The organism is Segeticoccus rhizosphaerae, assembly GCF_009192725.1.
Lineage (GTDB): Bacteria > Actinomycetota > Actinomycetes > Actinomycetales > Dermatophilaceae > Segeticoccus > Segeticoccus rhizosphaerae.
This window is the reverse complement of record NZ_VOHR01000130.1, coordinates 1-9,993: the sequence shown is the minus strand read 5'-3', so window position 1 is coordinate 9,993 and position 9,993 is coordinate 1. Positions and strand designations below refer to the sequence as shown.

Here is a 9,993-nt window from a genome sequence, read left to right as displayed (position 1 = left end):
CGCGGCCGGCCCCGAGTGGTCGAGCCGGCTGCGCCAGGTGCGCGCGCTCACCGGCGGGCTGCTGCACCCGATCGCGGCCTACCAGCTGCACCGTGGGCTGCAGACCCTGACCATCCGCGTCCGCGCCCAGCAGGACGGCGCCCGCCGGCTCGCCGAGTGGCTCGCCGAACAGCCCGCTGTCGACGCGGTCCACTACCCCGGCCTCGCCGGATGCGACCCGCAGGGACTCGTCGGACGCCAGATGTCCGGTCCCGGAGCGGTGCTCGCCTTCAGCGTGCGCGGTGGGTATGCCGCGGCCGCGCAGGTCGCGGACGCGGTGCAGCTCATCACCCACGCCGTGTCGCTCGGCGGCGTCGACAGCCTCATCCAGCACCCGGCGTCGCTGACCCACCGGCCCGTCGCGCCCGAGGCACGCCCGGCCGCGTCGGTGCTGCGCCTTTCGGTCGGCCTCGAGGACCCCAGCGACCTGATCGTCGACCTCGACAAGGCCCTCGGCGCCGTCACCCCCACCACCTGATCCTCCCGGTCCCCGCTCGCCCACAGCGACCGAAAACGTCACGAAGATCCGCCGGGGCCCGGCCTAGGCTGGGCCCCGGACTGCCACGACGGGGACGGGAGCGAGGATGACGGCATACCAGCCCAACGAGGCCGAGCTGGGGCACCTGCGCCGCTGCATCGAGCTGGCGCGTGAGGCGCTGGCCGACGGCGACGGCCCCTTCGGCTCGGTGCTGGTCGGCGGCGACGGCACCATGCTGGCCGAGGACCGCAACCATGAGGTGTCGCGCGGCGACGAGACGCGGCACCCGGAGTTCGCGCTGGCGCGGTGGGCGGCGAGCCACCTCACCGCGCCGGAGCGCGCGGCGGCCAGCGTCTTCACCTCGGGTGAGCACTGTCCGATGTGCTCGGCCGCGCACGGCTGGGTCGGACTGGGGCGGATCGTCTACATCCACTCCTCCGCGCAGCTGGTCGGCTGGCGCCGCGAGCTCGGCGCGCCCGACTCGCCGGTGCGCCCCATCCCGGTCCAGGAGGTGGCCCCTCAGGTCGCGGTGGAAGGGCCCGTGACCGGGCTCGATGAGGAGATGCGCGAGCTGCACCGCCGCTCCGTCGCCGGCGACGCCTGACCCGACAGGGGTGTGCTCCGCCGATATGGTGCGGGGCCGGTTCGTGTCCCCCGGGCCCATAGATGGCCCGCGGCGCGCGGCCCTAGCGTTCTGGCACTCGGCCCCTCGCTGCGGCCGAGCCGCGATGCTCGAAGGGAGTCCCATGGCACCGGCCCGCACGGAGCGCGAGGTCCTGCTCGCAACTCGCGGGCTCACCAAGGAGTTCCGTGGCTTCCAGGCGGTCCGCGGCGTCGACCTCGACATCGAGAGGGGCACGGTCCAGGCGTTGGTCGGGCCCAACGGCGCGGGCAAGACGACGTTGTTCAACCTGCTCACCGGATTCCTCACCCCGACCTCGGGCACGATCACCCTCGAGGGCCGCGACATCACCGGGCAGCAGCCCGAGCAGATCGCGCACCTCGGCGTCGCCCGTTCCTTCCAGATCACCAGCCTGTTCGACCAGCTGACCGCCCTCGAGCACCTCGAGCTGGCGCTCGCCTCCCCGACCGGGCTCGGCCGGCGGTTCTGGCAGTCCGAGCGCCGCCTCGCGACCTTCCACGGACGCGCCGACGAGCTGCTCGACCAGGTCGGTATGGCGCACCCCGCCCACCGCCCGGCCGGCCAGTTCGCCTACGGGCAGAAGCGGGCCCTCGAGCTCGCGCTCGCGCTGGCCCTCGACCCCAAGCTGCTGCTACTCGACGAGCCGACCGCCGGCATGGGTCTGGAAGACGTGGACCGCACCATCGAGCTGGTGCGGCGGATCGCCACCGGCCGCACCGTCGTTCTCGTCGACCACAACATGCACGTCGTGGGCAGCCTCGCCGACCGGGTGACCGTCCTGCAGCAGGGCGAGATCCTCGCCGAGGGGACCTACGACGAGGTGCGCACCAACCCTGACGTGGTCACGGCATACCTCGGACAACCCCATGCTTGAGGTGACGTGCCTGTCTGCCTGGTATGGCGAGGCGCAGGTTTTGACCGACGTGTCCCTCGCGGTGCACGAGGGTGAGGTCGCCACCCTGGTGGGCCGCAACGGCGCCGGCAAGACGACGCTGCTGCGGTGTGTCATGGGCCTGCACCGCAGCCTCGAGGGGCAGCTGCGCCTCGACGAGCGCGACCTCGACCGCCTCTCCCCCAACGCCCGGGCCCGGGCAGGGATCGGCTGGGTCCCCGACGACCGTGGGATCTACGCGAGCCTCACCGTCGAGGAGAACCTCACGCTTCCCCCCGTCGTCTCCGCCGACCGCGCCTGGCCGGTCGAGCAGATCTACGAGGCGTTCCCGGCGCTGGCCGACCGGCGGGCCTCCATGGGCACCCAGCTGTCGGGTGGCGAGCAGCAGATGCTCGCGATGGCCCGGGTGCTGCGCATGGGTTCCTCGTTGCTGCTCCTCGACGAGCCCAGCGAGGGCCTGGCCCCGGTCATCGTCCAGCGCATCGGCGAGATCATCCGCCAGATCACCGACCACGGCGTCGGTGTCCTGCTCGTGGAGCAGAACGTCACCTTCGCGGCCACCGTCGCCGACCGCCACTACCTGCTGGCCCAGGGCCGCGTCGTCGAGCAGCTGGACAACGCGCAGTTCCAGGCCCGCGAGCACGAGCTGCTCGAGCACCTCGGCATCTGACCCACCACCTCCACCCGCTGACCCCCAAGGAGTCGACATGGCACGCAAGACCAAGAGCGCCGCGATCGCGGCCTGCATGACCGGTGCGCTGGTGCTCGCCGGCTGTGGCGGCGGCGGTCCGAGCGCGGGGGGCGGCAAGATCAGCGACGACAAGGTCGTGCTCGCCGTGCTCAACGACCAGTCCGGCGTCTACAAGGACCTGTCCGGGCCCAACAGCGTCGAGGCCGTCAAGATGGCCGTCGCCGACTACCAGAAGAAGTACGGCGACAAGGCCGTCGCGTCCGACATCGAGGTGATCAGCGCGGATCACCAGAACAAGCCGGACATCGCCAACACCAAGGCGCAGGAGATGTATGACCGGCAGAAGGCCGACATCATCCTCGACGTGCCCACCTCGTCGGCGGCGCTCGCGGTGGCAGGGGTGGCCAAGCAGAAGAAGAAGCTCTTCATCGACGTGGGCGCCGGGACGACGGAGCTGACGGGTGCCTCGTGCAACAAGTACACCTTCCACTGGGCCTACGACACGGCGATGCTCGCCAAGGGCGCCGCGAGCCAGGTGAAGAACGGTGGGAAGAAGTGGAGCCTGGTCTATCCCGACTACGCGTTCGGCCAGGACATGAACAAGTCGTTCACCTCCGCGATCAAGGAGGGGGGCGGCACGGTGCAGCAGAGCATCCCGACGCCCTTCCCCAACGACAACTTCGCCACCTTCATCACCAAGGCCGCCTCGAGCAAACCCGACGTGATCGGCACCATGGCCGCTGGCGGTGACCTGATCAACTTCGTCAAGCAGTTCAACCAGTCGGGGATGCGGGACAAGGCGACGCTGGCGGTGGGCCTGATGTTCATCACCGACATCCACTCGCTCGGCGTCGACCAGTTCGCGGGCACCACCTTCACCGATGCGTGGTACTGGAACTTCGACAAGAAGAACCGCGAGTGGGCCGACCGGTTCAAGGAGAAGACCGACACCCGGCCGTCGTTCGCCCACGCCGCGAACTACTCCGCCGCGCTGCAGTACCTCGAGGCGGTCCAGCGGGCCGGCACCGACGACTCGGACGCGGTGGTCGGCGAGCTCGAGGGCAAGAAGCTCAACGACGTCTTCCTCCGTGACGGTGAGGTGCGCGCCGACCACAACGTCATCCACGACACCTACCTCGCCGAGGTGAAGAAGAAGAGCGAGGTCAACGAGCCCTGGGACTACGAGAAGATCATCAACACGATCCCCGCCGCCGACGCCTACGAACCGGTCTCGAAGGCGTGCTCGCTCTGACCACCGGACGGTCGAGGAGCGACCAGAGGAAGTCATGAGTGCCTTCATCCAGTACACGTTGCAGGGCCTGGCAGCCGGCGGCTTCTACGCCCTGGCAGCCCTCGGGCTCGCCGTGATCTTCGGCGTGCTCGGTGTGGTCAACTTCGCCCACGGCGCCTGCTACATGCTCGGGGCAGTGGTGTCCGCGGTGCTCCTCGACGTCGTGGGTCTGCACTTCTGGCCAGCGTTGGTCATCGTGCCGATCCTGATGTTCCTCTTCGGCGTCCTGCTCGAACGCGTCTTCGTGCAGTGGCTGCTGCGGCTCGACGTGCTCTACAACTTCCTGCTCACCTTCGGCATCGCCCTGGTGCTGGTCGACCTGGTCAAGCGTCGGTATGGCGTGTCCGGCCTCCCCTACGAACAGCCTGCCGGGCTGCGGGGCCAACTCCACCTGGGATCACTGAGCCTGCCGACCTACCAGGTCTTCGTGTTCGCCTTCTCCATGCTCGTCTGCGTCCTGGTGTGGCTGCTGCTCACCCGCACCCGCATCGGCATGATCGTCCGCGCCTCGACCGAGGAGCCGGAGCGCACCCGCGCCCTCGGCATCAACGTGAACCGTTGGGTGACACCGGTCTTCGGGTTCGGCATCGGGCTCGCCGGTCTGGCCGGGGTGCTCGCGGCGCCGTTCCGCGCGATCACCGCAGACATGGGCGGCAACTTCGTGATCATCCTGTTTGCGGTGGTGGTGATCGGCGGCCTGGGCTCGGTCCTCGGCGCGGTCGTCGCGGGCTTCCTCGTCGGGCTCGTGGAGGCCTACGGCCAGGCCTACGCCTCGTCCTTCTCACAGATCGCCATCTTCGTCCTCATGGCGCTGGTCATCCTGGTGCGGCCGGCCGGCCTCTTCGGGCGTCAGGAGACAGCATGACCGAGCAGTCGGCTCCCACAGCCCAGCTCGAGCAGACCGCCGAGGTCGCGCCGGCACGGCGCAGCACCGTGCGCTGGGTGCTGCTCGCCATCGGTCTGGTCGCTGCCATCGCGCTGCCCTGGTTCGTCTACCCGCCGGTCGCGATGGACATCGCCGCGTGGGCGCTGTTCGCGATCTCGGTCGACCTGCTGCTCGGCTACACCGGGCTGCTCTCCTTCGGTCACGCGGCCTTCTGGGGCTCCTCGGCCTACGTGACCGGACTGATCGCCATACACGTCGGTGTGCCGTTCCCGGTCGCGATCCTCGGCGGCATGCTCTTCGCCATGCTCATCGCCGTGCCGATCGGCTACCTGTCCGTGCGCCGCACGGGCATCTACTTCGCCATGGTCACGCTGGCCTTCGCGCAGATGATCTACTTCGTCGCCAACCAGTGGCACAGCCTGACCGGAGGCGAGAACGGCCTGCAGGGAATCCCCAGGAGCTTCTTCGGGATCGAGCAGGTGGAGACCGACGCGTTCTACTTCTACTACGCCGCCGTCGGGCTCATCCTGCTCGGCGCCTGGGCCGCCTGGCGGATCCTGCACTCGCCGTTCGGCCGCGTCCTGGTGGCCATCCGCGACAACCCCGCCCGGGCCAGGGCCCTCGGGTATGACGTGGAGCGCTACAAGGTGGTGGTCTTCGTGCTGTCGGCCGGGCTGGCCGGGCTCGCGGGCGGCGTCTTCTCGATCAGCCACGGCTTCGCGTCGCTGCAGGAGCTGGCCTGGACCACCTCGGGCAAGGTCGTACTGCCCGTGCTCGGCGGGATCGGCACCCTGTGGGGAGGCCCCGTGGGGGCGGCCCTGGTGGTGCTGCTCGAGGACAAGCTGGCCACGATCGGCTTCGATGGCATCGGCATCATCACCGGCTCGATCTTCATCGTGATCGTGCTGTTGTTCCGCCGCGGCCTGTGGGGGACGGCGCGCACGGTGCTGCAGGGCCTGGCCGACCGCCGGCACCGAGCGCCCCGCGACTGACACCTGTGCTCGCGTCAGACCGCTTTGCTCGTCTCAGACCGCTCCCGCCCGGCCCAGGACCGGTTTGAGGTGAGCAAAGGCGCCTGGGCGGAGCAGGGGTGGGTCAGGTGCTGGACTTCTTGGTCGCCTTCTTTGCCGTCTTCTTCGCGGTCTTCTTGGTGGTCTTGCGCGTGGTCCGCTTGCGGGTCGTCGGCCCCTTGGCGCGCTTTTCCGCGAGCAGCTCGAAGCCCCGCGCGGGCGTGATCGCGTCGGGGTCATCGTCCTTGCGCAGCGTGGCGTTGGTCTCGCCGTCCGTGACGTAGGGCCCGAACCGGCCGTCCTTGACCACCACCGGCTTGCCGGACGCCGGGTCCTCGCCGAGCTCCTTCAGCGCGGTGGCGGCCGCCCGTCCGCGTTGCTTGGGCTGGGCGTAGATCGCGAGCGCTTCCTCGAGCGTGATGGTGAACAGCTGCGGCTCCGACTGCAACGAGCGCGAGTCCGTGCCCTTCTTGAGGTAGGGGCCGTAGCGACCGTTCTGCGCCGTGATGTCGTCGCCCGACTCCGGGTCCGTACCGACCACCCGGGGCAGGCTGAGCAGCCGCAGCGCGGTCTCCAGGTCGATCGTGGCCAGGTCCATGTCCTGGAACAGGCTGGCCGTCCTGGGCTTGACCTTGGCCTTGCCCTTCTTGGCCGCCAGCTCATCGGGCAGCACCTCGGTGACATAAGGACCGTAGCGGCCCGACTTGGCGATGATGTCGCGCCCGGTCTCCGGGTCCTGACCGAGCACCCGCCCGTCGTCCGCAGCAGCCTCGAGCAGCTCGCGGGCCTTGGCCGGCGTCATCTCGTCGGGCGCCAGGTCGTCGGTGATGGTGGCCCGCCGGGGCTTGCCCGCGCCCTCGACCAAGGCCCCGTCGGTCACCTCACCGGTCGCCGGGTCGACGCCCTCGGGCACGACCTCCTCGACGTAGGGCCCGTACCGGCCCACCCGGACGACCATGCCGTCGCCGATGGGGATCGTCGAGATCTCCCGGGCATCGATCTCCCCGAGGTCGTCGACCAGGTGGCGCAACCCCTCGACGGACTGCGCCTCGTCACCGAAGTAGAAGCGCTCCAGCCACTCCACGCGCTCCCGCTGGCCACCCGCGATCTGGTCGAGGTCCTCCTCCATCGACGCGGTGAAGTCGTAGTCGACCAGCGTCGAGAAGTGCTCCTCGAGCAGCCGGGTCACGGCGAAGGCCAGCCAGGTCGGGATCAGCGCCGAGCCGCGGTTGCGCACGTAGCCACGGTCCTGGATCGTGCCCACGGTGGCGGCGTAGGTCGAGGGTCGCCCGATCCCCTTCTCCTCCATGGCCCTGACCAACGTGGCTTCCGTATAACGAGCGGGCGGGCTGGTCTCGTGGCCGTCGGCCTCCGCACGCAGCACGTCGAGCGCGACGCCCTCGGACAGCTTGGGCAGCCGGCGCTCCTCGGCCTCCTGGGCGGACCGGGCGAGGGTCTCCTCGTCGCGCCCCTCCTCATAGGCCGCGAGGAACCCGCGGAAGGTGATGACGGTGCCGCTGGCCGAGAACTCGACGGTCCGGCCGTCGGACAGCGTGGCACCGAGCCTGACGGTTGCGGTCGACCCGCGGGCGTCGGCCATCTGTGAGGCGACGGTGCGCTTCCAGACCAGCTCGTAGAGCGCGAACTCCTCGCCGCGCAGCTCGCCGGCGACCTGCGCGGGAGTGCGGAACCGATCACCCGCCGGGCGGATCGCCTCGTGCGCCTCCTGGGCGTTCTTGACCTTCTTCTCGTAGCGGCGGGGTGCGTCGGGGACGTACTCCGCGCCATACAGGTCACGTGCCTGGCCACGGGCGGCGGTGAGCGCCGACTCCGACAGCGTCGTGGAGTCCGTGCGCATGTAGGTGATGTAGCCGTTCTCGTAGAGCCGCTGGGCCACGCGCATGGCGTTCTTGCTGCTCATCCGCAGCTTCCGGCTCGCCTCCTGCTGCAGGGTGGAGGTGGTGAAGGGCGCGGAAGGCCTGCGGGTATAAGGCTTCTCGGCGACGCTCGTGACCGAGACGTCGGCCGCGGTGACGCTGATCGCGATCGCCGTGGCGGCAGCCTCGTCCAGGTGGACGACGTTGTCGGCCTTGAGGGTGCCGTCGTCCTTGAAGTCACGGCCGGAGGCCACCCGGCGCCCGTCGACGCCGGTCAGCCGGGCCGTGAAGGCCTGCCCCGCAGCGGATTCGGGCGCGAACTCGCCCTCGACGTCCCAGTAGGACGCGCTGCGGAAGGCCATCCGCAGACGCTCCCGCTCGACCACCATGCGAGTCGCGACCGACTGCACGCGACCGGCGGACAGGCCCTGGCGCACCTTGCGCCACAGCACCGGCGAAACCTCGTAACCGTAGAGGCGGTCGAGGATCCTGCGGGTCTCCTGCGCGTCGACCAGGCGGGTGTCCAGGTCACGCGTCTCGTGGGCCGCGCGCTGGATCGCCTCCTTGGTGATCTCGTGGAAGACCATCCGCTTGACGGGAACCTTGGGCTTGAGCACCTCGAGCAGGTGCCAGGCGATGGCCTCTCCCTCGCGGTCCTCATCGGTGGCGAGCAGCAACTCGTCTGCGCCCTTGAGCAGCCGCTTGAGCTCGGAGACCTTCTTCTTCTTGTCGGGGTCGACGACGTAGTAGGCATCGAACCCGTTGTTCACGTCCACAGCGAACTTGCCGTAGGGACCCTTCTTCATGTCCGCCGGCATCTCGCTGGGGGTGGGAAGGTCGCGAATGTGCCCGACGCTGGCGTCGACGTCGTAGTCCTTGCCGAGGAACTCGCCGATCTTCTTGGCCTTGGCCGGAGATTCGACGATGACCAGTTTGCGGCCGGTTGCTGCTGCCACGGAATACCCCTTGTCCTGCTCCCCACGTGCAGCGGATTCGTCGCTGCTCGGACGTGGTGGTGCGGGTAGACCGTAACGCGTCCGGCTGGCAGACCGTGAGCGGATAAGCATCGCGGCGGTGGTGAGTCACGTCATACATTAGTTGAACGTTCAACTATAGGGTAGACTGTGGTCATGTCCGAGACAACGCGTATGCCGGTCCTCTACCTCAGCCACGGCGCTCCCCCGCTGGCCGACGACGCCACCTGGACCCGGGAGCTCGCGACCTGGTCGGCGGCCTTGCCCCGGCCCAGGAACATCCTCATGGTCTCCGCGCACTGGGAGGCCGCGCCGGTGACGCTGTCGTCCACCTCGACGGTGCCGCTGGTCTATGACTTCTGGGGCTTCCCCCAGCGCTACTACGACGTCACGTATGCCGCGCCCGGTGCACCAGAGCTCGCCGACGACGTCAGCAAGCTGCTCGCCTCACCCGGCAGCACAGTGCACCGCGAGGAGAGCCGTGGGCTGGACCACGGGGCCTACGTGCCGCTGGTCGAGATGTATCCGGAGGCGGATGTGCCCGTCGTCCAGCTGTCCATGCCCACGCTGGACCCGGCCGGGCTCTTCGGGCTCGGCCGCCGCCTCGCGCCGTTGCGTGACCAGGGCACCTTGATCATCGGGTCGGGGTTCACCACCCACAACCTGCGCTGGTTCAACCCGCACGCCCCCGCCGACGCCCCTGCGCCGACCGCCTCGCAGGAGTTCGACGCGTGGAGCCGCGAGGTCATCGAGGGCGGTGACGTGGACGCGCTGATCGACTTCCTGCACCGCGCCCCGGCCGCCCACGAGGCGCACCCCCGCACGGAGCACTTCGCACCGCTCTTCGTGTCGCTCGGGGCGTCCTACGAGTCGGGCGGCGGATCGCTCGGCGAGGCCACCAGCTCGATCGAGGGGTTCTGGTACGGCCTGTCCAAGCGGTCCTGGCAACTCGCCTGAACCGGCGGCAGGCGGCTGCGGCGGGCCATCACCTCTCCGGGCGCACCAGCAGGCCGTCGGCGACCAGCTCGTGGATCTGCGGTAACGCCCTGGCCCGCACGGCCTCCGCGGAGGTCTGCAGCAGCGCGGCGATGGCGTCCAGCGCCTGACCGGCGGTCAGACCGACAAGTGCAATCGCCAGCCCCACTGGAAAGGAGATCTGCAGGATGAGCGTTGCCAGGCTCAGCGCCACACCCGCCCCAAGCCACCGTCGAT

Annotated in this window: 9 protein-coding genes and 1 pseudogene; 8 read left to right on the top strand and 2 right to left on the bottom strand. The window is 69.6% G+C overall.

Annotated elements, in window-relative coordinates; all coding sequences use genetic code 11:
- From FRW57_RS11755 to FRW57_RS11725, 7 genes are all read left to right on the top strand, one after another.
- A partial coding sequence (locus FRW57_RS11755; protein WP_203230308.1) for a PLP-dependent transferase occupies positions 1–517 on the top strand: 517 nt, incomplete at its 5' end.
- Between the two features lie 106 nt (positions 518–623).
- Complete coding sequence (locus FRW57_RS11750; protein WP_137120433.1) at positions 624–1,121, top strand: nucleoside deaminase; 498 nt, start codon at positions 624–626, stop codon at positions 1,119–1,121.
- Positions 1,122–1,263: 142 nt separating this feature from the next.
- Positions 1,264–2,034: an ABC transporter ATP-binding protein gene (locus FRW57_RS11745; RefSeq protein WP_152186070.1), complete on the top strand. Its 771-nt coding sequence runs from the start codon at positions 1,264–1,266 to the stop codon at positions 2,032–2,034.
- On the top strand, positions 2,027–2,722 hold the full coding sequence (locus tag FRW57_RS11740) for an ABC transporter ATP-binding protein (RefSeq protein WP_152186069.1): 696 nt from the start codon (positions 2,027–2,029) through the stop codon (positions 2,720–2,722). The genes FRW57_RS11745 and FRW57_RS11740 overlap by 8 nt, the downstream gene beginning before the upstream one ends.
- 37 nt (positions 2,723–2,759) lie before the next feature.
- Positions 2,760–3,995 carry an ABC transporter substrate-binding protein gene (locus tag FRW57_RS11735; RefSeq protein WP_203230307.1) on the top strand — a complete coding sequence of 412 codons (1,236 nt, stop codon included), beginning with the start codon at positions 2,760–2,762 and terminating at the stop codon, positions 3,993–3,995.
- 34 nt (positions 3,996–4,029) lie between these two features.
- Positions 4,030–4,899 (top strand): branched-chain amino acid ABC transporter permease, encoded by an 870-nt coding sequence (locus tag FRW57_RS11730; protein WP_137120431.1) that lies wholly within the window; start codon positions 4,030–4,032, stop codon positions 4,897–4,899.
- The gene (locus tag FRW57_RS11725; protein WP_152186068.1) at positions 4,896–5,912 is read left to right on the top strand and encodes a branched-chain amino acid ABC transporter permease; all 1,017 of its coding nucleotides are present in this window, start codon (positions 4,896–4,898) and stop codon (positions 5,910–5,912) included. The genes FRW57_RS11730 and FRW57_RS11725 overlap by 4 nt, the downstream gene beginning before the upstream one ends.
- Before the next feature lie 103 nt (positions 5,913–6,015).
- On the opposite strand, the gene topA is transcribed toward FRW57_RS11725, so the two are convergent.
- The gene (topA, locus tag FRW57_RS11720) at positions 6,016–8,763 is read right to left on the bottom strand and encodes a type I DNA topoisomerase (RefSeq protein ID WP_238999400.1); all 2,748 of its coding nucleotides are present in this window, start codon (positions 8,761–8,763) and stop codon (positions 6,016–6,018) included.
- A gap of 174 nt (positions 8,764–8,937) precedes the next feature.
- On the opposite strand from topA, the gene FRW57_RS11715 reads away from it, so the two are divergent.
- Positions 8,938–9,738 carry a dioxygenase family protein gene (locus tag FRW57_RS11715; protein ID WP_137120428.1) on the top strand — a complete coding sequence of 267 codons (801 nt, stop codon included), beginning with the start codon at positions 8,938–8,940 and terminating at the stop codon, positions 9,736–9,738.
- A gap of 28 nt (positions 9,739–9,766) precedes the next feature.
- On the opposite strand, the pseudogene FRW57_RS11710 reads toward FRW57_RS11715, so the two are convergent.
- Positions 9,767–9,993 (bottom strand): annotated as a pseudogene (locus FRW57_RS11710) (hypothetical protein); the annotation flags it as partial.

Excerpts from the sequence above, each read along its gene's own strand:
- FRW57_RS11745 (WP_152186070.1), top strand. The coding sequence starts at position 1,264 with ATGGCACCGGCCCGCACGGAGCGCGAGGTCCTGCTCGCAACTCGCGGG.
- FRW57_RS11730 (WP_137120431.1), top strand. The coding sequence starts at position 4,030 with ATGAGTGCCTTCATCCAGTACACGTTGCAGGGCCTGGCAGCCGGCGGC.
- FRW57_RS11725 (WP_152186068.1), top strand. The coding sequence starts at position 4,896 with ATGACCGAGCAGTCGGCTCCCACAGCCCAGCTCGAGCAGACCGCCGAG.
- FRW57_RS11735 (WP_203230307.1), top strand. The coding sequence starts at position 2,760 with ATGGCACGCAAGACCAAGAGCGCCGCGATCGCGGCCTGCATGACCGGT.
- FRW57_RS11740 (WP_152186069.1), top strand. The coding sequence starts at position 2,027 with ATGCTTGAGGTGACGTGCCTGTCTGCCTGGTATGGCGAGGCGCAGGTT.
- FRW57_RS11715 (WP_137120428.1), top strand. The coding sequence starts at position 8,938 with ATGTCCGAGACAACGCGTATGCCGGTCCTCTACCTCAGCCACGGCGCT.
- FRW57_RS11750 (WP_137120433.1), top strand. The coding sequence starts at position 624 with ATGACGGCATACCAGCCCAACGAGGCCGAGCTGGGGCACCTGCGCCGC.